This is a genomic window from Aquimarina mycalae, from assembly GCF_029906345.1.
In the GTDB taxonomy this organism is placed as follows: domain Bacteria; phylum Bacteroidota; class Bacteroidia; order Flavobacteriales; family Flavobacteriaceae; genus Aquimarina.
Window position 1 is genome coordinate 660,080 of the sequence record NZ_JARYGY010000002.1, and the last position, 25,389, is coordinate 685,468.

General features: G+C 31.9%; 20 protein-coding genes. 9 read left to right on the plus strand and 11 right to left on the minus strand.

What is annotated here, in order from left to right:
* Positions 1 to 44: 44 nt before the first annotated feature.
* Positions 45 to 845 carry a DNA/RNA non-specific endonuclease gene (locus tag QBK95_RS07580; RefSeq protein ID WP_280932201.1) on the minus strand — a complete coding sequence of 267 codons (801 nt, stop codon included), beginning with the start codon at positions 843 to 845 and terminating at the stop codon, positions 45 to 47.
* A gap of 451 nt (positions 846 to 1,296) precedes the next feature.
* Here QBK95_RS07580 and QBK95_RS07585 point away from each other — a divergent pair, with 451 nt between their 5' ends.
* Positions 1,297 to 2,889, plus strand: coding sequence for a vitamin K epoxide reductase family protein (locus QBK95_RS07585; protein ID WP_280932203.1), 1,593 nt, complete (start codon positions 1,297 to 1,299; stop codon positions 2,887 to 2,889).
* Between the two features lie 204 nt (positions 2,890 to 3,093).
* On the opposite strand, the gene QBK95_RS07590 is transcribed toward QBK95_RS07585, so the two are convergent.
* Positions 3,094 to 4,206 carry an ABC transporter permease gene (locus QBK95_RS07590; protein WP_280932206.1) on the minus strand — a complete coding sequence of 371 codons (1,113 nt, stop codon included), beginning with the start codon at positions 4,204 to 4,206 and terminating at the stop codon, positions 3,094 to 3,096.
* A gap of 9 nt (positions 4,207 to 4,215) precedes the next feature.
* Positions 4,216 to 6,351 (minus strand): carboxy terminal-processing peptidase, encoded by a 2,136-nt coding sequence (locus QBK95_RS07595; RefSeq protein ID WP_280932207.1) that lies wholly within the window; start codon positions 6,349 to 6,351, stop codon positions 4,216 to 4,218.
* 170 nt (positions 6,352 to 6,521) lie between these two features.
* Between QBK95_RS07595 and surE the strand changes: the two genes are divergently transcribed.
* From surE to QBK95_RS07620, 5 genes are all read left to right on the plus strand, one after another.
* Positions 6,522 to 7,304: a 5'/3'-nucleotidase SurE gene (gene surE, locus QBK95_RS07600; protein ID WP_280932209.1), complete on the plus strand. Its 783-nt coding sequence runs from the start codon at positions 6,522 to 6,524 to the stop codon at positions 7,302 to 7,304.
* Positions 7,297 to 7,578 (plus strand): hypothetical protein, encoded by a 282-nt coding sequence (locus tag QBK95_RS07605; protein ID WP_280932211.1) that lies wholly within the window; start codon positions 7,297 to 7,299, stop codon positions 7,576 to 7,578. The genes surE and QBK95_RS07605 overlap by 8 nt, the downstream gene beginning before the upstream one ends.
* A 19-nt stretch (positions 7,579 to 7,597) precedes the next feature.
* Entirely contained in the window at positions 7,598 to 8,725 is a 1,128-nt protein-coding gene (gene lpxB / locus QBK95_RS07610) for a lipid-A-disaccharide synthase (protein ID WP_280932213.1), read from the plus strand.
* Entirely contained in the window at positions 8,722 to 9,240 is a 519-nt protein-coding gene (locus QBK95_RS07615) for a C40 family peptidase (protein ID WP_280932215.1), read from the plus strand. Before lpxB ends, QBK95_RS07615 begins: the two co-directional genes overlap by 4 nt.
* Before the next feature lie 224 nt (positions 9,241 to 9,464).
* The gene (locus QBK95_RS07620; protein WP_280932216.1) at positions 9,465 to 11,513 is read left to right on the plus strand and encodes a ComEC/Rec2 family competence protein; all 2,049 of its coding nucleotides are present in this window, start codon (positions 9,465 to 9,467) and stop codon (positions 11,511 to 11,513) included.
* Positions 11,514 to 11,525: 12 nt separating this feature from the next.
* Here QBK95_RS07620 and QBK95_RS07625 read toward each other — a convergent pair whose 3' ends face one another.
* Positions 11,526 to 12,809: a serine hydrolase domain-containing protein gene (locus QBK95_RS07625; RefSeq protein WP_280932218.1), complete on the minus strand. Its 1,284-nt coding sequence runs from the start codon at positions 12,807 to 12,809 to the stop codon at positions 11,526 to 11,528.
* 280 nt (positions 12,810 to 13,089) lie between these two features.
* Between QBK95_RS07625 and QBK95_RS07630 the strand changes: the two genes are divergently transcribed.
* Entirely contained in the window at positions 13,090 to 13,560 is a 471-nt protein-coding gene (locus QBK95_RS07630; protein ID WP_280932220.1) for an MORN repeat-containing protein, read from the plus strand.
* Positions 13,561 to 13,593: 33 nt separating this feature from the next.
* On the opposite strand, the gene QBK95_RS07635 is transcribed toward QBK95_RS07630, so the two are convergent.
* The 6 genes from QBK95_RS07635 to QBK95_RS07660 all read right to left on the minus strand — a co-directional run bounded on the left by QBK95_RS07635 (position 13,594) and on the right by QBK95_RS07660 (position 21,304).
* Positions 13,594 to 13,932 (minus strand): hypothetical protein, encoded by a 339-nt coding sequence (locus QBK95_RS07635; protein WP_280932222.1) that lies wholly within the window; start codon positions 13,930 to 13,932, stop codon positions 13,594 to 13,596.
* A gap of 323 nt (positions 13,933 to 14,255) precedes the next feature.
* The gene (locus tag QBK95_RS07640; protein ID WP_280932224.1) at positions 14,256 to 14,912 is read right to left on the minus strand and encodes a hypothetical protein; all 657 of its coding nucleotides are present in this window, start codon (positions 14,910 to 14,912) and stop codon (positions 14,256 to 14,258) included.
* 246 nt (positions 14,913 to 15,158) lie between these two features.
* Positions 15,159 to 15,698: a thioredoxin family protein gene (locus QBK95_RS07645; protein ID WP_280932226.1), complete on the minus strand. Its 540-nt coding sequence runs from the start codon at positions 15,696 to 15,698 to the stop codon at positions 15,159 to 15,161.
* A 96-nt stretch (positions 15,699 to 15,794) separates the two neighbouring features.
* On the minus strand, positions 15,795 to 17,543 hold the full coding sequence (locus tag QBK95_RS07650) for a peptide MFS transporter (RefSeq protein WP_280932228.1): 1,749 nt from the start codon (positions 17,541 to 17,543) through the stop codon (positions 15,795 to 15,797).
* Positions 17,544 to 17,553: 10 nt separating this feature from the next.
* Positions 17,554 to 19,107, minus strand: coding sequence for a peptide MFS transporter (locus QBK95_RS07655; RefSeq protein ID WP_280932230.1), 1,554 nt, complete (start codon positions 19,105 to 19,107; stop codon positions 17,554 to 17,556).
* A 25-nt stretch (positions 19,108 to 19,132) separates the two neighbouring features.
* The gene (locus tag QBK95_RS07660) at positions 19,133 to 21,304 is read right to left on the minus strand and encodes a S9 family peptidase (protein ID WP_280932232.1); all 2,172 of its coding nucleotides are present in this window, start codon (positions 21,302 to 21,304) and stop codon (positions 19,133 to 19,135) included.
* A gap of 247 nt (positions 21,305 to 21,551) precedes the next feature.
* On the opposite strand from QBK95_RS07660, the gene QBK95_RS07665 reads away from it, so the two are divergent.
* Both QBK95_RS07665 and QBK95_RS07670 read left to right on the plus strand, forming a co-directional pair.
* Positions 21,552 to 22,868, plus strand: coding sequence for a hydroxymethylglutaryl-CoA reductase, degradative (locus QBK95_RS07665; RefSeq protein ID WP_280932234.1), 1,317 nt, complete (start codon positions 21,552 to 21,554; stop codon positions 22,866 to 22,868).
* Between the two features lie 454 nt (positions 22,869 to 23,322).
* Positions 23,323 to 23,976, plus strand: coding sequence for an ATP-binding cassette domain-containing protein (locus tag QBK95_RS07670; RefSeq protein WP_280932236.1), 654 nt, complete (start codon positions 23,323 to 23,325; stop codon positions 23,974 to 23,976).
* 471 nt (positions 23,977 to 24,447) lie between these two features.
* Here QBK95_RS07670 and QBK95_RS07675 read toward each other — a convergent pair whose 3' ends face one another.
* A complete protein-coding gene (locus QBK95_RS07675; protein WP_280932237.1) occupies positions 24,448 to 25,191 on the minus strand; it encodes a hypothetical protein in 744 nt (247 codons plus the stop codon).
* Positions 25,192 to 25,389: the final 198 nt, after the last annotated feature.

Below are 25,389 nucleotides of genomic sequence, written 5' to 3' on the forward strand. Positions count from 1 at the left end.
TATGGGATTTATAAACATATGACAGATTAATCCAGTTATAAAATTTACAATTTCCACCCATTTTTATTAGAAGATCCTTCTAATCGGTTTTCTGTATCATCCTTCAATTTTGAAAAAAAATCGATTCCTGTTAATTTTTCAATACTATCAGTAGTAACGATAAAATCTTCTAATGGCTTATCTGTATCTTTATTAGGAATCAAAAATGCGATTATTTTAGGATTCTCAGAAGAATTATCAAGAATTACTTTATAAAAATAATTCGGTACCGAAACTGCTTCATATCCTATTGTCTTAAGGTCTTTTGTCAAAACTCCTCCAGTAACAACATATACACCATTATATCTACTTGCCCAATATCTTGTTTTTTGCTCTAGTCGATTCCAAATCCCTGCATTAAATTCATGATTCTGAGGAGAAATATTAGAAGTAAGAAAGGTTTCTTCAAAAGCATCATAACTAAATTTTCTATCTCCAGCAGGACATAAATGTCCTTTGTCATATCCCGAATTTTTATAATTTCTCCAATCAGCTGATGAGGATTTCACCTTTTTATCAATCTCAAAATAAGGTCTTTTAAATTCATTTTTGGATAAATGTTCTTTTTTCAGTTCATAGGCCACCCATTCTGGTTGTTCATGCTTCTCTGAATAAGAAAAAGAGTAATTGCGATGAGAAACCACAACTCCAGTTGTTGACGATGGAAGGTAGAAAAAACCAAACTCATTATTATCTACATCATTAGATATGTTTTTAGAACCGCTTGTATCTATTTGTTCTTCGATATAATAAAACCCTATTGTAACAACGAGTACTAACAATGGATATATATACTTTCTTTTCAAATCTTTGATTTTAATGATTGACACATAACAAGCTACAAAAGTATCAAAATCAAACTATACTCTTACATTACATGTTATATGAAATCACAATATCTCATATATGATATTGCTCGTTTACCAGAGACACATAAAATCATATAAAAAACAAACTTTAACATAAATAAGGAGCTATATTTTCAACAAGTTTTTGTGAATTTAAACAACTAATTGTCAATATTTTAAAACAAAAAGAAACCTAAAAACTACGGTTATTCCATTTCTATTTTATGTAATTTCCTCGTCGATAGTATGCCTAAAATATCTAATTTAGGAGGCTTATTCTTTTGAAAGAAAATCTTTAATTTCTCAATGTACCGAGAAAAAATATAGCATAAGTATATATGGGGCAATTACTTATACTATCTTTATCCGAAGATTAAGCACACAAAATAAACATCATCTTAAAGGGAATATGGAAAATAATATTGAAAAAATCGTAGAAACAGTGCTAATCCAAAACAGGATTAACGACTACGACAAAAAAGATTTAGAACTACAACTACAGATACATCCTAATTATCCAAGTTTTCAGTCCATCACTGATACTCTTGATTATTTTAATATTGATAATATTGCAGTAGAGGTTCCTATTGAAGCACTTGATCAACTTCCTAAAAGCTTTGTATCATTAGTAAAAAAGGACAATACAGAGGAGATCGTTTCTGTTATCAATAAGGACGGACGCATTCAACTTAAGCATACTGATCTTGAAAATAAGAATTACTCACATGAAGAGTTTAAAAAAATATGGTCACCTAAAGTAATAGCGGTCGAACACAATACTAGTGGAAACAATATTTTCTCTAAACAATCCTTATTACAAAACCTTTTATTTGGTGGATTATTAATAAGTGCCATAGTACTTTTCTTAAATAGAACTGTAGATATTAATCAGATTTTGTTTTTGTTATTATCCATTTCAGGAATTGTATTCAGTTTTTTTGCAGTAAGAGAAAGCTTAGGTATACAATCTAATACCATGCATCAATTTTGCACCTCTGTAGGAAGTTCTAATTGTGGCGATGTTATTAATAACAACACTGGTAAATTATTTAAGAATTTTTCATTAGCAGATGCTAGTATGGTATTTTTTGGTGTTCTTACTGTGTATCAATTATTTTATGGCTTTAATAACACCTTCTTACTACCTACTCTTATTGGTATTCCGTTTATAATATACTCCATATATTCTCAGGCATTTGTAATTAAAAAATGGTGTGCCATTTGTATGGCAATTAGTGCTATATCTATTAGTATGATTGTTGTTGCAGTACTAAGCCTTTCTTTTAGCTTTTCATTGTCGTTGATTGCAGCATTTGTATTGATTGCTACATTATTTACATTGGCTTATATGTATGTTAAAGAGCATATGGTAGAAAATAAGGATTATAAAAGTGATAATATAAAACTCAACCATTTTAAAAGAGACAGACAAATATTTGATCATTTATTGAGCATCTCAGAAAAGATAGAAGATAATTCCAGTATTACCAATGAAATTGTTCTAGGGAATCCAAACGCTAATTTTAAGATTATTAGCCTTACTAACCCAATGTGTGGGTATTGTAAAGGTGCTTTTGAAGCTTATGCAAGAGTTCTAAGATCAATGAGTGAACAGCTTCAGGTAATCATTCGGTTAAAAGTAGCACTAGATGACCTTGATAATCAAGCGACTCAGATTAGTTTACGTTTAATGGAAATATACCATACCGATGGAGCTGATAGCTTTATCAAAGCGTATAGCGAATGGTTTAACGACAGAACATATAGCACTTGGATTAAGAAGTTTGGAGCTCCTAAAAATAATGAGAAACATATTGAAGTACTTAGGACTCAATCCGAATGGGCAGAAAAAAACAATCTGTTTTATACTCCTGCTTCATTAATGAACAACTCTATATATCCTAAAAAATATAGCTATGATGAGTTTTTTCACTTTACTAGTATGCTAATAGAAAATCAAAATGAACATACTTATGAAGAAGAAAAACCTATAGGTGTTTAAGAACACAACCGCATAACTTTTTAGCTAGTCTGAAAAGTTAATTTATGAAAGACGTATTATTACTCTTTTTCTTCACACACTCAGATATTTCCCTGAAAACTTATAATTTTCGGGGAATGTTTTTTTATATCTATTTTAAATAAATTGAAAATGTTATAAACTCTAATAAAAAAGTGAGTTTTTATGGCGTACAGTAGTTACTTTTTAACCCTTTACATCTAATGCGTCTCTTAGTGCATTACCCATAAGCATAAATGCCATTACCAAGCTCATGATTCCAATACCTGGTATTATTGCCAGATAAGCTTTTCCCAAAATGATATACGAATAATGATCTTTAATCATTGCTCCCCAACTGGCCATTGGTGGTTGAGCTCCGATTCCCAAAAAACTAAGTCCACTTTCAATAAGAATAGCAGCTGCAAAATTAGCTGCAGAAATCACTATTACTGGAGCTAAACTATTAGGAAGGATATGTTTTGTTATTATTCTAAAATGATCATATCCCAATGCTTTTGCGGCTGTCACATATTGCATTTGTTTTATGCTTAGAACCTGCCCTCTTACAATCCTAGCCACTTCTACCCACATCGTTAGTCCAACTGCTATAAAAACCTGCCAGAAACCCTTTCCTAAGGCTAATGTAATAGCAATAACCAGTAATAAGGTAGGTATTGACCAAGTGACATTAATCAACCACATAATGACTACATCAACCTTTCCTCCAAAATAACCAGCTATAGCTCCTAAAGATATCCCTAGAAGCAATGATATCAATACTGCTACAAATCCAATTGAAAACGAAATGCGAATGCCTACAAGCATTCTACTTAACAGGTCTCTACCATATTTGTCTGTTCCTAAAATAAAGGTATGATTCTTAATATACCTATCTTCTATTTCTTGTTGTATGATACCTTTTGGAAAATTGCTTAGTGCAATATCTTTTGAAACTTCCATAAGTTCTCCTTCATTAAAAGGAATTACTCTTAGTATAGAATCAAGAAAGCTATAGCGCTCTATCGGAATCTCGGTATCCATATTTTTAGTTCCGAAAAATATCTTATTAAAAAACGATTGATCAGATACAGAACCTGAAGGAATAGTTAACATTTTTACAGAAAAGCCTGGTCCTTTAGAATGTATTGATAAATGCATCTGATTGGCATTCTTAGAATTATCGGGCGCCAACACATATGCTAAAATTGCGATTATTGCACAAAAAACAATAAACCAAAAACTCAAAACGCCCCAAAAATTTTTCTTAAATCTTTGGAGCGCTAACTTTGTTAATGAGTTTGACTTAGTTTCTTGCATTAAAGCATGTTAATTCTTGAGTGTAAGTGGATTTTTAGATCTACGTATATTGTTTATCTTCATATCTTCTAGAACACTTAAAGCTTCTTCAACATATACATCTTTACTTAAACTTTTATGCCATCTGTTTCTCTTTTCTTTAAGAACAGAATCTTGCGTCATTAAATCCTTTTCGTATGGTAATGATTCGAAAGTCAAATTAGTTTTGTAGTCATTTAATTTTTCAAAACGTTTAGCTTGTTCCTCATTCAACTCAATATTTGCTTTATATTTCTTATAGTTTAAAGAGTATACATCGATATCTCTTTTTTCTCTAACCCATTTAGCATTTTCATCAATCAATTTTAATTGTTCGTTTGTCGCCATACGAGCTTTACTTTTATTAATGGTTTGATCAAAATCAATATAACCATCCCATAAAGTATAATCGGCTGCAGGGATTTTATCCCAAGGAAGTGGATTCTCCTGATCTTTTTCACCAATGTCAATATAGCTATAGCGATCTGGAACTACTACATCACTTTTAACTCCTTCTAATTGGGTAGAACCTCCATTTACTCTATAAAACTTTTGAGTCGTCAATTTTAATGCTCCTAAATCTCCAAAATCATTGCTACGCATCCATCGATTAAGATCCATTACATTTTGCACTGTTCCTTTTCCGTAGGTTTGCTTACTACCAATAATAATTGCTCTTTTATAATCTTGCATTGCGGCTGCCAAAATCTCTGATGCAGATGCAGAAAGTTCATTTACTAATATCACCAATGGTCCATCCCAAAGTACGTTTCTATCTTTATCACTTAAAACTTCTGGAGATTCTCCTTTTGTTCTTACTTGAACAATAGGTCCTTTATCAATAAACAATCCCGCAATATCCACTACGGTTTGCAATGATCCTCCTCCATTATCTCTAAGATCTATTACCAGACCTTCCATATCCTGTTCTTTAAGACGAATAATCTCTTGTTTTACATCCTTAGCAGCATTACGTTGATTATAGTCTTGCATATTGAAATAGAACTTAGGTAAGTTTATAACTCCATAACTCTTGTTGTTCTTTTTCACTAATGAAGATTTAGCATATGTTTCTTCTAATTCAACAACATCTCTTACTATTTCTACATTTTCAATAGTTCCGTCTACTTTTTTTACCGTTAGCGTAACTTTAGTTCCTTTTGGTCCTTTAATAAGACTCACAGCATCGTCCAATCTCATTCCCACAATGCTAACAGGCTCTACTTCATCTTCCTGTTTTACCTTCATAATAAAATCCCCAACTTCAACCATATTTCCTCTCCAAGCAGGACCACCAGATATAATCTCTATAATTTTTACATTATCATTTTTCTTCTGTAATCGAGCACCGATACCTTCTAATTTACCAGACATAGCAATATCAAAACGATCTTTATCCTGAGGTGCGAAATAGTACGTATGAGGGTCGAATTCTTCAACTATAGAATTGATATAGATAGAAAACCAATCTTTTCTTTCTAAATCATCCGCAAATTCGAAATATTCTTTTAATGAAGTTTTAGTAATCTCACGAGATTCTTCTTCTAATAATACTGCAGACTTTCTTTCGTATTTTTTATTTACGGTTATAGAGTCTATTTGCTCATCAACCTTATCATAATAGCTGGATAGTGCATTAAATTTAAGCTGCAGTCTCCAACGATTTTTCATTTCCTTTTCATTACTAGCGTAAGATAGTGTTTCGTAATCTGTATTAATAGTTTCTTCTTTTTCAAAGTTAAACGGACGCTCCAATATATCTTTGTATAAAGATCTAGCATCGTTCATTCTTTGTTGTAATCGCTCATAAGTAAGATTAAAGAAATCAATCTCTTTATCTCTTATTTGATCGTCTATTAGTGTTTCAAATTTTTTGAACTCCTTAATATCACTTTCATAAAAATATCGCTTTAATGGATCTAAAGCATCGATATAATCAACAAAAACATTTTTCGAAAAATCATCGTCTATATTCTTTGCATCATAATGACCCTTACTTAACACATAACTAATCAAATCTATCAAGATTCGATCTTTATCAGGATCATTTTCAGTTTTTGTTGTGAAGCTGCAAGAAGCAGCAGAAACGATTACGGTAAGCATCAATACCAAAAAACTCTTTTTCATACGCTCATTTTTAATTTAGGGGGTTCTTGGCAAAATACATTAAAAATCGTGCCAATATCAGGTAATATTACTAAATTTTTCTTAAAAGAACTAATAATGTTATCTCCTGATTACTAATAATATATTTAGAATAAAAAAAATGTACTTTTACGAACGAAAAAAAGAATCCTATGTTGCAAAAAAAACCATTGATTTTAGTTACCAACGATGATGGGATTACTGCTCCTGGAATTAGGGCTTTGATTAGTATCATGAATGAAATCGGAGATGTATGTGTTGTAGCTCCCGATAGACCTCAAAGCGCTATGGGCCATGCAATAACCATCAACAGCACCTTGTATTGTGATCCTATTGTTATTGACAAAAGTGCTCCTCAAAAAGAATACAGTTGTTCTGGAACTCCTGTTGATTGTGTCAAAATGGCAACTAGACAAATTCTTGACAGAAAACCCGATCTATGTGTGAGTGGAATTAATCACGGTTCCAATTCTGCTATTAACGTAATTTATTCTGGTACTATGAGTGCTGCAGTAGAAGCAGGTATTGAAGGAATTCCGGCAATAGGTTTTTCTTTACTAGATTACAGTATGAAAGCTAACTTTGAGCCTTCTAAAAAATATATAAAAACAATTGTAAAAAACGTGCTTGAACATGGATTACCAAAAGGAGTAGTCCTTAATGTCAATATTCCTAAGCTAGATGAGGATGCTATAAAGGGAATTAAAATTTGTAGACAAGCTAACGCACATTGGGTAGAAGAATTTGATAAACGAACTAACCCAATGGGAAGAGATTACTATTGGCTTTCAGGGAAATTTATTAATGAAGATAAAGGTGAAGATACCGATGAATGGGCATTACAACAAGGGTATGTATCTATTGTTCCGACACAATTCGATCTCACAGCACATCATTTTATACAAGAACTAAACAATTGGTCACTACATGATTAAAAAAGAAATTCTCATTGGTTTTTTTATAGGTATTATTGCCAATATCATTGGTATAGTATTATATATTTTATTATTTTCTGAACTTAGTATTAAAGAAACATTACAGGCTGCTCAGGAAAATAACTTTTTAGGAAGTTTAATTGCTTTAGGGGCGATTCTTAATCTAATAATTTTCTTTTTATTTTTAAAACAAAATAAACCCTATAGAGCTCGTGGCGTACTTCTTGCAACAATTATAGCTGCAGTTTGCATTGCAATAAGTAAGTTTAGTTAGTATCTGAAAGTATAAAAAGATGAAATATTATCTTATAGCAGGAGAGGCATCTGGTGATTTACACGGTGCTAATCTTATGAAATCTATTCTTAAAGAAGATCCCGATGCAGAATTTAGATTCTGGGGAGGAGATTTAATGCATGATGTTGGTGGATCTATAGTAAAACACTATAGAGAATTGGCATTTATGGGGTTTATAGAAGTTATTCTTAATCTTTTTACCATTCTTAAAAACATAAAACTTTGTAAGCAAGACATTGTGGATTACAAACCAGATGTATTAATCTTTATTGATTATCCTGGATTTAATCTACGTATTGCTAAATGGGCGAAAGAAAAAGGATTTCGAACCCACTATTATATTTCTCCTCAAATATGGGCATGGAAAGAAGGTAGAATCAAGAGTATCAAAAAGTGCATTGATGCAATGTATGTCATTCTGCCCTTTGAGAAGCCATATTATGAAAAAAAACATCAATTTCCTGTTAATTTTGTGGGCCATCCTTTAATAGACGCTATTGCAAATCATCAACAGATTATGCCTGATGATTTTAAGAACAAACATGGTTTGGATGACAGGCCTATTATTGCAATTCTTCCTGGAAGTAGAAAACAAGAAATTAAGAAGATGCTAGAAGTTATGCTTAGTATCGTTGATGATTTTCCTGATCATCAGTTTATCATCGCTGGAGCACCTAGTCAGGATGCTGAGTTTTATGCTCCATTTATAAAGAAAGATGGAGTACATTTAGTAATTAATCAGACCTATGATTTATTGAGTTTAAGTAATGCTGCTTTAGTTACTTCTGGTACAGCCACACTGGAAACAGCTCTTTTTAAAGTACCAGAAGTTGTCTGTTATAAAGGAAGTGCTATTTCATATCAGATTGCCAAAAGAGTTATCAATCTTGATTATATTTCTTTGGTGAATTTAATTATGGATAAGCCTGTAGTTACCGAGCTTATACAAGGGGATTTTAATACAACAAGACTTAAGCAAGAACTTACAACCATCTTGGATGACTATAAAAGAGCAGTAATGTTCTTGGAATATTATGATTTAGAAAAAAAGCTTGGAGGAAAAGGAGCAAGTGATAAAACTGCAAACCTCATTGTAGAAACTATAAAACAACACACCACAGGATGAATAAATTACACTACTTTTTGCTTGTACTCTGTATTATATTCACTTCTTGTGGAGGTGCTAAAAAAAGTAGTGCTGTTTCTTCTCGAAAAACAAAAAAAACTACTAAAACACGTACTGTTGTTTCCCCTAAAAACAAAAAAATCAAGAGTATTATTGGTTACGCAAAAACTTTTGAAGGCACAAAATATAAATATGGTGGTACTACTAAAAAAGGAATGGATTGTTCTGGATTAGTTTACACATCATTCAAAAAAGGTGAAGTTGTGCTTCCCAGAACATCCAGAGCAATGTCTACTCAGGGAACTAAAGTTTCTTTAAAAAATATTGCAGTTGGAGATCTCATTTTTTTTAAAACTAATAAAAGGAAAAACGTAATCAATCACGTTGGTTTAGTAGTCAATGCAGGCAAAAAAATTGAATTTATTCATGCATCTACCTCAAAAGGAGTAACCATATCTAGTCTTGACGAACGATATTGGAATAATTGTTTTGCAGGGGTTCGTAGAATTTTATAGCCAAAATTCAATATAAAACTACGTAAATATCCTACTATCATAAAGGGGTTTCTACACCATAATTTATAAAAACATCTTTATTGGTTCGGCTTATAATAAGAATATACTTTTATCAAAACCTTATTTTAGGTATTTAAACACCTATTCTCTGGGTAACATATATCCTATACGCAACACGATTAACTAGAAAGGTCAAAAACTTTCCTGTTAATCCATTAATATTCGTGTATAAACTACTTAATATTCCTTTTCTGACCCTTACTTTTTCTTTAATTACAGGAATTATTTTCGGGTATTACAAATCAACAGATATTGACACTACTTTTCAAACACAAACTATTGCGATACTCAGTCTCATATTATCATGGTGGTATGTGAAAAAAATATTCCGTAACACATACATATTTAGCATTTTAGTAATAGTTACATTTTTCTTTTTTGGAGTTACTTTGGTACAAACTCATAATCCAAAGAATTCACAAAGTCATTATACAAATATCCTTTCTGAGAAATCACTAGAAAACCCTGTCACATTAAGTTTCCATATTAAAGAAAGATTAAAGCCTACCTCCTATTATGAAAAGTATGTTATCACTCTTGTATCCCTTGAAAAAAATGCAGTTACAGGAAATATGTTATTCCAAATACCTAAAGACAGTTTAAAAGCCTCTTTAACTATTGGAGATTCATACATTATCTACGCACAAATCAAACCGATTTCTACACCATTGAATCCAAATCAATTTGATTATGCTAATTATTTATCCAAACAGTATATTTTTCATGTGGTTACGACAGATTCAAAGCTGTTAATTTCTACCAATAATCCAATAATATCGGCTCATAGTATTGCCCATTATATCAGAGCCAATATCAATCAAAAATTATCCTTTTATTTTAATAACAAACAATTATCCATTATCAATGCACTTCTTTTAGGGCAACGTCAGGATATTGACAAGAATACTTTTATTGATTATAGAGACGCCGGAGCGATACATATTTTAGCCGTTTCTGGGCTTCATATTGGTATTCTTTTAATGATTTTAAACTTAATTCTAAAACCATTAGAACGTTTAAAAAAATATGGCAAAGCTGTTAAAACCATACTCATCATTTTATTACTTTGGTGTTTTGCTGTAATTGCTGGTCTATCTCCATCCGTTCTTCGAGCTGTAACCATGTTTTCTTTTATTGCAATAGGAATGTACACTAACTCAAGAACTAGTATTTACAATGCTTTGATTATTTCTATGTTTCTCTTATTATGCGTTCAACCCTTGTTATTATTTTCTGTTGGATTTCAGCTTAGTTATATAGCGGTTTTTTCAATTGTATGGATTCAGCCATCTCTAGCTAGTATATATCGACCTACATTTTACCTCGACAACATCTTATGGGACACTTTTACAGTTACTATAGCAGCTCAACTTGGGTTATTACCATTAAGCTTGTATTATTTTCATCAATTTCCACTTTTATTTTTTGTTGCTAATCTTATTATAATCCCAGTATTAGGTATTATACTTGGGTACGGTATATTGGTAATCATACTTGGAATATTACAATTGCTTCCCAATTGGTTAGCGATCATTTTTGGAGACTGTATTAATGTAATGAATAACACGGTTCATTGGGTATCAAAACAGGAAGCTTTTTTAATTACAGAAATTACATTTTCATGGAGAATGCTAATCACTGGTTATATTTTTATAATTGCTTTTGTATCCATATCCAAAAAATATAGTGTGCAAAGGCTTTATGTACTAGTTGGCAGTATTCTTATACTATCGTTCGTTTTGACATATGAAAAACACATATATAATAATCAAGAAGAACTTATCGTTTTTCATAATCGAAGGAATACTACCTTAGGAATTCTCCAAAATCAACAATTAGACATCTACAGTAAGGATTCTATTTCGGAAATAACAAAAAACTATGTCTTAAAAAATTATCTTATCGAAAACAAGTCATTAGTTACTTCTAACAAAAAACTAAAAAACGTGTACAACTATAGAGAAAAAGTAATCTTAATTATAGATAGTTTTAGTGTATACAACGTCAATGGATTACGGCCTGATATAGTTATTTTATCAAATTCCCCAAAAATTCATTTAAATAGAGTATTAGATGTATTACATCCCCAACAGATTATAGGCGATGGCAGTAACTACAAGAGTTATCTTGATCAATGGGAATTGACTTGCGAGCAAAAAAATATCCCTTTTCATCGCACTGATAAAAAGGGAGCATTTATTTTTAATGAATAACTTTTAATACGTCTATAATTCTGCGATTTCTTCCACGAATTCTTCTTCTGGAAGCTCCATAATTTGTTTTACAATGGCTTTTATATCTGGAATCACTGTTCTGGCTAATTTTGTTGGACTATTAAAAAGAACTGTAATACCAAGATCTTCTTCTGGATAAATGGCTATTTCACTTCGATAACTATTTACGTGACCTCCATGGTGAATCATTTTACTAATTTCACCTGTACGATTATTTTTAAATGTGTGTATACGCCAACCTAACCCATAGTAGGATGCTTGATGACCAGACCATTTCTGATAATATTTACTGCGTCCTTCTATTTGTATATTGCTATTAAAAACTTCGTTCATAATATTGGTTCCTAGAACATCTTGATTATGTCCTAACAAAAAACGCATATACTTAGACATATCTGTTACACTTGCATTTACTCCTCCAGCGGCTATTGCATTATAATACTTTTGATTAATCTTTACCGTTCTATATCTTCCGTATCGTTTGCGATGTGGATATGCAATATTATCGGTATTGATAAATGACTGATAATCGGTAGATGCTGTAGTCATATCCAAAGGAGTAAATATTTTATCAGCGATTTCTTTACTATAAGAGTTTCCTGTGACTTTTTCGATCATTGTTCCTCCCAACGCGAATGCTGCATTTTGATAGCTATATACAGATCCAGGGTTTCCTATTGTTTGAATTTTTTTAAAATCGGCAGCAATAACCTCCAGATCTACTCCATCCTCTACCAAATTCGTATAGCTATGGTATGGTAATCCTGATGTATGCGATAATATATGAGATAATGTAATCTCTTCTGTTTTCTTTTTACTTGCTAACTGAAATGTTGGAATATGATCCTGTACTTTATCATCCCAATTCAATTTGCCTTCTTGCACCTGAATTCCTGCTAAAATCCCAGCAAAACCTTTAGAAACAGACCCGATTCTAAATACCGTTTCTGCATCAATGGTAAGATTTTCTTTGCTATTACGTTTTCCGAAACCACCAAGATATACCATAGAATCGCACTTAACAACTCCAACGGCAGCACCTATAATTTTCTTTTGGGCAATTGCTTTATTAAAATAAGCCTCTATGGCTTCTGTTAAACGTTGTTTATACAAATCAGAAAGAGGATTCTTAAAAACTGGTTTCGCTTCTTCAATCTGTGTTAACGCTGTCTGTTGCGCAAGTGAAGAAGAATCAATTTGATTAGCTGAAATAAGAGGGAAAAGCAATGCAATTAACAACAACATTGAAGGGGCAATGATGAAACGTTTTTTCATAGTGGGTTAAGCTCTAAAATATATTTTTAATTAAGCCGATTTCTAAACAACTTTTTAAATATGATTTGGTTTATTAGGATTTAAATTTCGGCTAATATAACGATTATCGGCAATATTCATCGTTAAAACGCACTTTTTTTAAACATATTGTATATATAACACATTTTTTTTAGGTTTTGATTCATCTAAATCATCTGATAATCAGAAAATAATAGCTAACACAAAAACACAGTTTGATGTAAGTTTTCCTTCACGATTTACGACAATCCTATAAAAAACGATGAAAAAGAGCATTTTATTATTGGTTGTAGTTATTCTAGCATGTTTTAGCGGAAACGCACAAAAGATCCATACAATTCCAACGAAACAGATTAATCAATTATCTAGTGGATGGCACAAATTTGTATCTGAGGGTGCTACTTTTGATGTAGAGGTACTAAATGGAACCTTGATTAAAGGAAATATCATATGGTTTGACACTTCTACCTACTCTGGCAGTTTCTCTGGTAACAAGATTTCTGGAAGAGGGACATATACCTGGCCAAATGGCGATCGCTATGAAGGAGGATTTAGAGGTAATAAATTACATGGAAAAGGCACTTTCTATAAATCAGATGGCACTAAACATCAAGGTAAATGGAAGCACAATAAAAAGAATGGAAAAGGAAAACGCTATGACAGCCAAGGCAATATAGTTCAGCAAGGGACTTGGGAACAAGATGTTTACATCAACAAAGCAGCCAAGAAATAATATTACCTGTGCTCATAGATTTGATGTTACTTACTACACCAACTTTATATCTTCTTTAAATAACATGTGAATATATTCTGCATGAATTTTCACATGATGTTTACTCTCTAAACAATGAAAAAGTAAATGAATTAAACCATAATCCCCTAAACAATCACGATATTCATCCTGTTCCTTATTTTTTACCCATAGAATAAAGCTACATAAATGCCCTATTTCCCCAATCTTTTTAGGGCTTTTTAAACATTCCTTAAACTCATCCAATGGCATACGTGCATACTCATCATACTTTTGCTTACAAAAGTTGTAATCAAATGTATGCTTATACGATCTAAGATTTCGATTTTGTATTTCATAATTAATGCCACTCATAAGTTACATGTATTCGATTAGGTACTTATACTTTATAATTATATTGTTTTAGATTGTATGTCTTATTAATATCAAAACATACTCCACGATTGTGTTTTTAAGATTCCTTTAATGAAGTTTAACGAAATCCTATGATTAGGAATTATTCCTATACAAAGATACAAAATATGGAATTATTCCAAGTATTTTACATGTTATTATTTACTAAAAACTTCTATTTATAATAGATTTTACTAAAATAAGTTCATGGCAATAATTCAAAAACAAAACTCCCTTTTATCGTATTGATAAAAGGGAGTCAAAGTATTAAAATAAAGAGTTTATCAGATTTTTTTGATTACTGTAATAGCAATCTCTACTCCAGATACATTCAATGTACTTAGATCAGATGGTAGCACTATCGGATCATTCGAACCAAAGGATTTTGCATCCAATTCTAATTGCCTATATCTAATCCCAGGTTCCAGGAAAAATTTATCAGACAATTTTAATCTTAGTTTAGCATCGATATGAAACCCCAAGGCTGAATCATATTCAATAGGATCGGCAGACACATCGTTTTCTGTTATTTTAAGTTTTCCAGGAATACTATAATTTCCACCCGCACCAAAAGAGATACCGTGTAATGTTCCGTCTGACAACTTGAAAAACTTTTGTATTCCGAAAGTTAAAAATGTTCGACTAAAGGTAAAAGAAGATTTATTTGATCCACCTGAACCACTTTGTAGTTGTAATGCCAGATTATACTGGAATCCTAATGTACCATATCCGTAAAATCCTTTTGCTATATGATATTCTGCTCCAATTTCTAACCCCATTCCTCCACCAGGGCTATATGCTGTGCTTCCACCGTTATAATCTAAAGATTCATAATTAAACCCAATACTACCATTTAACCTTCCAATTAGGTTAAAATCCTGTGCATTGGTATAATTAATCAATGCACAAAATACCACAAGACAACATAATGTTTTTTTCATTCTAAAAATTTGATTTGATTTATTTTTGTTCAAGTCCCAATCATTAGTTACATCTGCTCGAATTATGTTACCCACTTTATGGAAAGAAATTTTAAAAAACACATATACTCTTGGTAAACAGCGTAAAAAAATAAATCGAATTTTCATTTTAAACTGTATCGCCTCTATTATTTCATGTTTTTATACAAAAATTCCCTTTTTATCCTAATGACAAAAAGGGAATTCATATTTTATTAACGCTACTTTTTAATTACTAAAAGTACTTACAAAAGACTGTTCATATTGCTGCCAAGCTTCTGCACTAGTTAATTTTTTATAATCATTATTATGAATCATTTTTAGATAAATCTCTAGCTGCTTTGGCGTTTTATATCCTACCACAGGAGCTATCAAATTTCCTTCTTCATCAAAGAAAACCATACTTGGATACCCACTAATTTTTAATGCATTTGCAAAAAAGTGTTGACTATTTCTACCTTTTCTATCTGGATTATGATTAGGATTTGTATAGGTAAAATCATTATAGTGAATTTCTTCAGTTCCCTCTCCATTAAACTTTACGGCATAGTAGTTAGCGTTTACATATTCTACTACATCCTTATTGTGAAAAGTTTTCTTATCCAATAATTTACAGGGACCACACCAATCGGTATATACATCCATAAAAATTTTCTTCGGTGTCTTTTTTTGAGCCTCTAACGCCTCATTCATTGACATCCAATTGATTTCTTGTGCCTGAATAGGCAAAACAAATAGAAATCCGAATAGTAAAAGTAGGTTCTTCATCTGTTCAAAATTTATTTTCATATTAGTCGAAACAAAAACTGTTCCTTATTAAAACTTTACCCGTGTTTGGGAACGGGTAAAGTTGTTTTTTTATTATTAACGAATTCCGTGCATTAATTTCTTAAGCAGTGGATTTAAAATCATTATTAAAGCTCCAGCAACAATTGGAACTATTGTAAATATCAGGAAAAAAGTTGATAAATTATAATTAGCTGTAACCTCATCAATCATTCCTCCTAACGTTCCAGCGGCCTTTTGACCAATTGCTATAGCAAGGTACCATATACCAAACATAAAGGCAATCATTCTTCCAGGAACTAATTTACTAAGGTATGACAAACCAACAGGAGATAAACAGAGCTCTCCTAACGTATGGAAAAGATATGCTAAGATCAACCAAATCATGCTCACAGATGCTGTTTTAGCACCTTGAGGAATTCCTGAAGAGCCATAAGCCAGTAATGCAAAGCCAAAACCAAGTAATGCTAATCCAAAACCATATTTGAACGCAGCACTTGGATTATATTTACTTTCCCACCATTTAGAAAATAAAGGTGCTAATGCTATAATAAAAAAAGAATTCAGAATCCCGAACCAAGTCGCTCCTACTTCTGTAGTATCCTTACTAAATTCGTTATTTAATTTCCAGATAACAATCCCCCATATAATCAAAAATGATATAGACAATACTATATTGGATATTCCGATCTTAGAGAATGTCTTTTTAAACAACAGGTACAAAACCCATGAAATAATTACCAAAGGTACAACCGTTAAAACTGCATCAATGCTTTTAAAAATTAACGCAGAAGATCCTGAAAGATCTCTTGCAGTATAATCACGGGCAAAAATATTTAGAGATCCTGCCGCTTGTTCGAATGCTGCCCAAAAAAACACAGTAAAGAAAGCAAAAATCCCTACTGCAATCATTCTATCTCGAACCGTAGCACTATATCTAATAATCCTTGAGATAATTAAAAACAGGAATAATAATACTCCTAAAACAATTACTATCGTAGGTCCTTCATAACTCCCTAAAGTAAAATCAAATAAATTGATATCTCCAATTTTGGACATTGGATCATTAATTAACCATGTAAAACCAATTACAGCACTAACTACAATCAATATTTTATCTACAAGAGTAAAAGGATTAAGTTTATCTCCTTTTTCTAGAACAACTTCTGTTTTTGCTTCTTTCTTAGGCCTCGCTCCTATCTCTCCGAATAGAGGATTTGCTAACCAAAACTGAATCATTCCCAGAAACATAAAAATCCCTGCTAATCCAAAACCTAATGCCCAGCTAAAGTTTTCTCCTAAATAACCACAAAGCATGATTCCAAAAAAAGCTCCTGCATTCACACCCATATAAAATATAGTATAAGCACCATCCTTCTTAGCATCATTACCTTTATACATTTCTGAAATAATGGAAGTAATATTAGGCTTAAATAATCCTGTTCCAATTACCAATAGACCTAATCCTATATACAATGTAGTTTCAGTTTCGAATGCCATAGAAACATGCCCTAAAGTCATGATCAAGCAACCGATTGTCACAGCCCATCTGTATCCCGTTATCTTATCTGCAATAAATCCTCCTAAAATGGGTGTTAGATATAATAAAGATGCATAGGTACCGAATAATGCTAATGCATGTTCTCTCGGCCAATTCGCCCAACCTGGATTTTCTCCAAACAAAGGTTGTGTTAGGAATATTACTAATAGAATTCTCATTCCATAGAAAGAGAATCGTTCCCACATTTCTGTAAAGAAAAGTACAAAAAGCCCCGCAGGATGTCCTAAAACTTTATCTTTAAATAAGTTTTCTATATCTGTATTCATAGATAGAATTTTAGTTATCTGCTAATTCAAAACCTTCTGCTTCTTCATTCTTAAGAACTCTCTCACTTTCTTCTGCTCCGTGTGTTAATCTTTTTAAAGGTTTTAAAATAGCTATAAATAGTAATCCAATCACTACAGTAAATATTACTATTCCTGAAAAAATAGTTAGCTCTCCATATTCACTTGCCGATTCACCAACAATTCCTGCTACTTTGTTTCCTAATCCTGTTGCTGCAAAATAAACCCCCATCATTAATGATGCATATTTAACTGGCGCTAATTTGGTAATAAATGACAATGCCACTGGAGAAATACATAATTCTCCTATAGTATGAAATAAATACGCTAAAACTAACCATATCATACTTGAAGTTCCTGAATTTTCAAATTCCATTGCAGCAAAGACCATAAATAGAAACCCAAACCCCATAATTATAATTCCGAGAGCCATCTTAAATAAAGAAGATGCCTCTTTACCTTTTAATTTTCTTTTAGCCCAAATACTCGCAATTAATGTGGCAAACAAAATAATAAAACCTGCATTTAGACTTTGAAACATTACCGTAGGAATTGTCCACAAACCAAAGAAATTTCTATCTGTATTCGTTTCTGTATATAGATTCATTAATCCTCCTGCCTGTTCGAAAGCACCCCAAAATATAATTACCATAATAAATGACAATAATAACACCATAAAACGGTCCTTAAACATTTGAGAATCTAACTCTTTATAGATCATCATCAATAACGATGCAATCGCAGTTAAGAATAGAAACAAAAGCCCATAGCCCCAACCCAAGAAATACCATCCAATACCTGATGCTGCTAATAATACTCCAGCAAAAAGTAATTGTACAGGTGAGCTAAATAGTTTTGAGTATAATTGTCCATAAGACACTTCATTATCATCTCCCTTTGATGGCATGAAATCACCTACTCCTTGTAGATATTTCTGTCCATATAAATAGTTAATTAAACCAAGGACCATAACTATTCCTGCTAGTCCAAATCCTGCATGCCATCCCCATTTAGCTACAACTCCTCCAATAATCATTGTTGCTAATAAAGATCCTAAGTTGATACCGATATAGAAAATACTAAATCCTTTATCTCTTCGAATGTCTCCTTCTTTATAAAGACCTCCCACCATAGTTGAAATATTAGGTTTCAAAAGTCCTACTCCCAAAATCACTAACCCTAAACCTGTATAAAAAGCCCAAATATCTGTCATAACTAATACTCCATGTCCCAAACAGAGTACTATTGCTCCTAATAAAACAGCTTTTTTCTGTCCTAAAATCTTATCCGCGATCATTCCTCCAGGAATAGACATAACATAAACCAACATGGTATACCATCCATATAGTGCTAAAGCTTCTTTACTAGTCCAGCCTAAGCCAGCTCCTCTTTCATCTCCTATTGTAGCTGTTGTCATATATAAAACTAAAAGCGCACGCATTCCATAATATGAAAACCGTTCCCACATTTCAGTAAGAAATAAAATATATAGCCCTATAGGTTGTCCCCAAAGCTCCTTTTGATTATGTTGTACCGTTGTCGACATAGAAATTAAATTGTTTAAGTGTGATTTATAAGTTTGTTTTAATAAAATTTGTCATCTTATTATACAGATGTAATCGTGTATTACCTCCATAAATACCATGATTCTTATCTGGATAAATTGCCCATTCAAAATCTTTATTTTTTTGCACTAATGCTTCAATCAATCGCATTGTATTTTGCACATGTACATTATCATCCGCACTACCGTGTACCAATAGGAATTTACCTTTTAATCCATCCACAAAATTGATCGGAGAATTATCGTCATATCCTTTTGCATTTTCCTGAGGAGTCATCAAATATCGTTCCGTATATATAGTATCATAAAACCTCCAACTAGTTACCGGAGCTACTGCAATTCCCATTTTAAAAGTATCTGGAGCTTTAAATAAACAATTACTAGACATAAATCCTCCATAGCTCCATCCCCATATACCAATTCTGGAAGCATCCACATATTCTAATGCTCCTAATTGTTTTGCAACAGCAATCTGATCCTGAACTTCCAGATTACCTAGATCATTCTGAGTGACTTTCTTAAATTTAGCACCTTTAAATCCTGTTCCTCTTCCATCAACGCAAACTACAATATATCCTTGTTGTGCTAACATCATATACCAATAGTCATTACCTCTGTTCCAGGAATTACTTACTGATTGAGATCCAGGTCCAGAATATTGGTACATAAACAAAGGATATTTTTTTGCTGGATCAAAATCCTTTGGCTTGATTGTCCACATATTTAAAGTTTCTCCATTAATATCAATGGTCGAAAATTCTTTTGGTCTTACATCATATCCAGCCAGTTTATCTTTTAACCCTTGATTATTTTTAATCTCACGAATTACTTCTCCTGTAGTGGCATTATTTAATGCAAATTCATAAGGAGTAGTAGTATTGGAAAAATAACTAATATATTGGCTAAAATCTGCGCTAAAATCTGCATCATTAGTTCCTTCTTTAGTACTCAACCTCTTTTTATTCTTACCATCTAATCCTACAGAGTAAATATCTCTATTGACATTCTTATTCTCTACACTTTGATAAAAGATCGTTTTATTTTTAGCATCGTATCCATAATAGTCCGTCACTTCCCAAGAACCTGAAGTAATCTGGTTAATCAACTCACCTGTTTCTTTGTAATGGTAAATATGGTTATAACCGTCTTTTTCGCTTGTCCAAATAAAACTGTTATCTTCTAGGAAAGTAAGATTATCTGTAATATCTATATAAGCTTCGTCTTTTTCGTTTAAAACTACTTTAGGTGCTTTAGTTTTAGCATCTACAAAAATTAAATCCAGATTATTTTGATGTCTATTTAGTACTTGAACACTCAAAATATCTGGATTTGCAGACCATTTTATTCTTGGAATATAGAAATCTTTATAATCTCCTAGTTTTACCTTATCCAAAGACATACTTCCAAGATCGGCAATATGTAAAGAGACTTTTGCATTCTTTTCTCCTGCTTTTGGATACTTAAATACGTCTTGTTTCTGATATAACGCGGCTCCATACACATCCATTGAAAACTCTGGAACCTCTTTTTCATCAAATCTTATAAATGCAATTTTATTACTATCTGCACTCCAATCGAATGCTCGTACAAAAGAGAACTCCTCTTCATATACCCAATCGGTAATCCCATTTATAATTTCATTTTTCTTACCATCATCTGTTAATTGAATCTCTTCTCCTGTAACAAAATTGAGTACATAAATATTATTATCTAATACATACGCTAATTTATTTCCATCAGGAGATAAAGCAGGTGACTGTATTTTTTTATCGCTTATTTTAAAACTACTATTGGAAGGAACATCAAAAATATGATAAATCCCACGAGAGGAACGACGATAAATCTGTTCTAATTCACTCGCTAAAAGAATTCTTTTCTCATCTTTACTAAAGGTATATCCTTGAAAGTATTTCAGACCTTCTATAAAAGACGAACTGATTATTGTTTTTGCTTTTGCTCCAGAACTATAATCATACACTTCAATTGAAGTATCACCAGAAGTATTATCTCTTTCTAAAACAGAATACTGAGTACCATTATTCATTGAATGTAGAGATTGCAATCTTTCTGTACTAAAAGAACCTCCCCATATCTCTTCTAATGTAAAAGCTTTGTCCTGAGCTATCGCGACACAGCTTACAAACAATATTATTCCAAACAACAATCGGGTAATCTTCATATCTTATTTTTATAAAATTTTAACGCCAAGAATACTAAAAAATCCGTGAAAAATACAACAATTGACGTTAAATACAATAAAAAGCGATACGAGAAAGGAATATTTATTAGCAGATCATCAATCTATCCATTGAGTTTTATGGAATCTCATATTCTCAAACTTAAATAAAAAAACGTATAAGAATTACCAAAAATCGTTTGATAGCAAACAGAATAGTATCTTTGAAGCTTGATAGTAAAAAAATAATATGGCGCCAGTGGTTTCAGGCTTTTCTAAGCTTTCTAAATCGGACAAAATAAATTGGTTGGTAGAACATCATTTCAATAATGATCAACATACAGTTGAGATACTAAAAACATATTGGAACTCTGATAAAAAATTACAAAAGTTACATGATGAGTTTACAGAGAATACCATCTCCAACTACTATTTACCTTTTTCGGTTGCTCCCAATTTTTTAATTAACGGGAAAAGACACACCATTCCTATGGCTATAGAAGAAAGTTCTGTAGTGGCTGCAGCAAGTAAAGCTGCAAAATTCTGGCAAAATCGAGGTGGATTTAACGCTGAAGTATTATCTACAATAAAAGTAGGACAAGTACATTTTACTTATTTTGGAGATTATCCAAAACTTAAAGAATTTTTTGACATTATAAAATCTGAATTAATCTCCTCTACTGCCCATATCACCAAAAATATGGAGAAACGAGGTGGTGGCGTGATTGATATAGAACTTCGGGATAAATCTTCAGAAATTGAGAATTATTACCAGTTACATTGCACTTTTGGTACGGCAGATGCAATGGGAGCTAATTTCATCAATTCTTGTTTAGAGCAATTTGCTACTTCTTTAACAGATCAAGCTTCCTTATATGAGGCTTTCTCTGATGAAGAAAAGAACATAGAGATTATTATGAGTATTTTATCCAACTATGTTCCAGAATGCTTGGTAAAAGCATCTGTTTCGTGCCCTATAAAAGACTTGCCTAATACAGAAGAATTATCCTCATTAGAATATGCTGAAAAATTTGTAAGGGCAGTCCAGATTGCTCAAATAGAACCCTACAGAGCAGTGACCCATAATAAAGGAATCATGAACGGGATTGATGCTGTCGTATTAGCTACAGGTAATGATTTTAGAGCAATTGAAGCTGGAGCACATGCATACGCTGCAAAAAACGGGAAATATTCCAGCCTTACCGATGCTTTTATCGAAAATGATATTTTTCATTTTTCTATTCAAATTCCATTAGCTCTTGGAACGGTTGGTGGATTGACTACATTGCACCCTCTTGTAAAGTTAGCCTTGCACTTATTAGGCAAGCCAAATGCCAAAAAACTAATGAAAATTACTGCTGTAGCTGGTCTTGCTCAGAACTTTGCTGCAATAAACTCTTTAATAACAACAGGTATTCAACAAGGCCATATGAAAATGCATCTAATGAATATACTGAATCAGTTTGAGGCTACCAATGATGAAAAAGAGCAACTAGTCGCATATTTTAAAACAAATACAGTAACGCATAGTGAAGTAGTAAATCAAATTGAGAAATTAAGAAGTTAACGTCTCTAATGATTTATTAATTTTAAACAAACTTGTCATATCAAGACAAAACATCCGTTTATTATTATGATGTTATTATTAGAATTTAGTGCTACAAATATTAAATCTTAAGTTAACATCCTATTTAATGATAAACTATGTCCCTTAAACTATACATTCTTTTTTCATTCTACAAAAAACATCTTGTTGTACTCACTATAGCCACCCTATTCCTTTTATTAAAAGAATCAAACACTCCATTATCTATGATTATTTTGATAAAGTTCATGTATTTCGCAGTACTAAAGGCATGGCATAAATTTTTAACATATACGAATGTAGAAGTTTCTTTTACAGACCGATTCCTTTTTTATGAAAACCTAGGTCTACACAATATGTATCTCTTTGGATTTGGATTCTTACTCGATTGTGTCATTTCTGTGATTACATTTTATTCATTTCATTATTTCACAACATGATTCTAGAAATTGATAACATTGAATTGTCGTACAATAACAAATTTATACTCAATGGGGTATATATTAAAGGTGAAAAAGGAAAAGTTACAGGTATATTAGGACGAAATGGTTCTGGAAAAAGTAGCTTATTAAAAATAATATTTGGTCATTTAAAGCCACAAAATAAGCTGATTCGTATAAACAAAAAACCTCAAACCAAACCTCTTTATCTCTCTGGAAAAATTAAATACTTATTCCAAAAGAACACCATACCTACAAACATTCCATTAAAAAGAGTTTTTACTTTGTTTCATTTAACCTGGGAGTCTTTTATTAGCACATTTGATACTTTTGAAAAATATAATAACCCAAAGATATCTGATCTTTCTGGAGGTGAAAAAAGAGTTATAGAAACTTATCTTATGCTAATGAGTCCAGGAGAAATAGCCTTGTTAGACGAGCCTTTTTCTAACATCGCTCCGCTATACATTGAGACTTTTATAAAACTCATTGCTCAAGAAAAGGCAAACAAGATCATTATGGTTACCGATCACATGTATCGTCATATCCTTGATGTATCTGATACCATATATTTGTTAAACAACAATACATCTACTTTTATAAAAGATCATAAAGATCTTATTAATTATGGTTATTTAAGTAGTTTTTAGAATTCTACAGATAGGAAATACAACTTGGCACTGTAACGCAACTTCTATGGATATTTATTGTAACAAATCACGACACTTGAAATACACCAAAGTTAAAAATATCACCATCAGTATTACCCCATCTAATAATAGTATTACCAATACAAGACATCGGTTTTAAATATTCGAAACCATGATCTACCCCTTCATTAAAAAACCCTGCCCATCTTGCAGTTTCTTGCGAAGCACAAAATAAAGAAAGGTGCTCTCTTAATTTGATATTATCAATTTTTTCGAGTTCACCTTTCCATGCTTCTTCTATCTTATAATTATCTTCGGATTCTCCAGTATGTGATTTTATATTAATTTAATCAGGATCTATAACAACTGCAGGATCAGAGAAATTCTAGTACAAATGATATTTAGCATCTTCATTATCTGTAATTGACTTTTTTAATAAATTACAAATAAGATGTAGCAAATATTAATATTTTAAAAAGGAGCATCGTTAGGAAAAGTAACTCTCCCTTTTCCAACAAATCCAGAATCATAACTATCAATGCCCGTGCTAGTTCGATTATCCAACCATACATTGGGAGATGTTTGTATAGTTGTTAAACCAGAAGCTGTGGGGTTATCCCAATTCCACATATATAGATTAAACTCTTCTACAAACCACTCATCCATTCCTTGTAAGTAGATAATTGCTTTATCAAATTCTACCCATTTTACTCCAAGACTTGAGTTTGATGCAGCTTTTAAAAGGTAATAATCCCATCCACCTTCTCGGTCATTTCCAGGGTTGTCTAAAACATTAAATGAAGTCACATTACCGCCCCATCTAGTATTAAACGAAACAACCGCCATCACTTTTCCATCAGTTTTAGCATGTCTTTGAGTTCCAGTTTTAGTTGTCAATCTATAAAACCACTCGGTAGTATTACTTTTAGTTTGTGTTAAATGTTTGCTCTTATATGCTAATACTGCTTCGTCAAATTTAGCATCGGCTTCAGCTTTACTTAAATCACCATCAAACCTCAAATGTACTAATGGTTGATTAATTTCATAATCATCTAATGTTAACACAGCATCACTTTTACCAGTTGTACTCATAAAATTCTCTTGTTCATTTGTATCAGATAACTCATTATTTACTTCTTGTTTTTCACAAGAAATAAGGAACATCGTACACACAAAAAGAAATAGAATTGTTCTAATACTAATTAAGTTTTTCATTTTTTAGATTTTAAATTTTAAGAATAATAAACTGAAATATCACAATTGATTTTTCAGAGACACTTGCATCTACACAAATATCTTTTTAATAGTCCAAGCTTTAAAACCCATGTTTATATTAAGCGCAATAGAGTTTATACTTAACAGTTTAAAGTATAAATTACGTTTTGTATCTAGTTTAATAAGAGGATGAAGTAC

What these genes read in the sequence shown, in the direction of transcription:
- QBK95_RS07645 (WP_280932226.1), bottom strand. Translation starts at nt 15,698, where the DNA reads ATGAAGAACCTACTTTTACTATTCGGATTTCTATTTGTTTTGCCTATT.
- QBK95_RS07590 (WP_280932206.1), bottom strand. Translation starts at nt 4,206, where the DNA reads ATGCAAGAAACTAAGTCAAACTCATTAACAAAGTTAGCGCTCCAAAGA.
- QBK95_RS07585 (WP_280932203.1), top strand. Translation starts at nt 1,297, where the DNA reads ATGGAAAATAATATTGAAAAAATCGTAGAAACAGTGCTAATCCAAAAC.
- QBK95_RS07670 (WP_280932236.1), top strand. Translation starts at nt 23,323, where the DNA reads ATGATTCTAGAAATTGATAACATTGAATTGTCGTACAATAACAAATTT.
- lpxB (WP_280932213.1), top strand. Translation starts at nt 7,598, where the DNA reads ATGAAATATTATCTTATAGCAGGAGAGGCATCTGGTGATTTACACGGT.
- QBK95_RS07625 (WP_280932218.1), bottom strand. Translation starts at nt 12,809, where the DNA reads ATGAAAAAACGTTTCATCATTGCCCCTTCAATGTTGTTGTTAATTGCA.
- QBK95_RS07665 (WP_280932234.1), top strand. Translation starts at nt 21,552, where the DNA reads ATGGCGCCAGTGGTTTCAGGCTTTTCTAAGCTTTCTAAATCGGACAAA.
- QBK95_RS07640 (WP_280932224.1), bottom strand. Translation starts at nt 14,912, where the DNA reads ATGAAAAAAACATTATGTTGTCTTGTGGTATTTTGTGCATTGATTAAT.
- QBK95_RS07675 (WP_280932237.1), bottom strand. Translation starts at nt 25,191, where the DNA reads ATGAAAAACTTAATTAGTATTAGAACAATTCTATTTCTTTTTGTGTGT.
- QBK95_RS07660 (WP_280932232.1), bottom strand. Translation starts at nt 21,304, where the DNA reads ATGAAGATTACCCGATTGTTGTTTGGAATAATATTGTTTGTAAGCTGT.
- surE (WP_280932209.1), top strand. Translation starts at nt 6,522, where the DNA reads ATGTTGCAAAAAAAACCATTGATTTTAGTTACCAACGATGATGGGATT.
- QBK95_RS07635 (WP_280932222.1), bottom strand. Translation starts at nt 13,932, where the DNA reads ATGAGTGGCATTAATTATGAAATACAAAATCGAAATCTTAGATCGTAT.
- QBK95_RS07605 (WP_280932211.1), top strand. Translation starts at nt 7,297, where the DNA reads ATGATTAAAAAAGAAATTCTCATTGGTTTTTTTATAGGTATTATTGCC.
- QBK95_RS07650 (WP_280932228.1), bottom strand. Translation starts at nt 17,543, where the DNA reads ATGAATACAGATATAGAAAACTTATTTAAAGATAAAGTTTTAGGACAT.
- QBK95_RS07655 (WP_280932230.1), bottom strand. Translation starts at nt 19,107, where the DNA reads ATGTCGACAACGGTACAACATAATCAAAAGGAGCTTTGGGGACAACCT.
- QBK95_RS07615 (WP_280932215.1), top strand. Translation starts at nt 8,722, where the DNA reads ATGAATAAATTACACTACTTTTTGCTTGTACTCTGTATTATATTCACT.
- QBK95_RS07630 (WP_280932220.1), top strand. Translation starts at nt 13,090, where the DNA reads ATGAAAAAGAGCATTTTATTATTGGTTGTAGTTATTCTAGCATGTTTT.
- QBK95_RS07595 (WP_280932207.1), bottom strand. Translation starts at nt 6,351, where the DNA reads ATGAAAAAGAGTTTTTTGGTATTGATGCTTACCGTAATCGTTTCTGCT.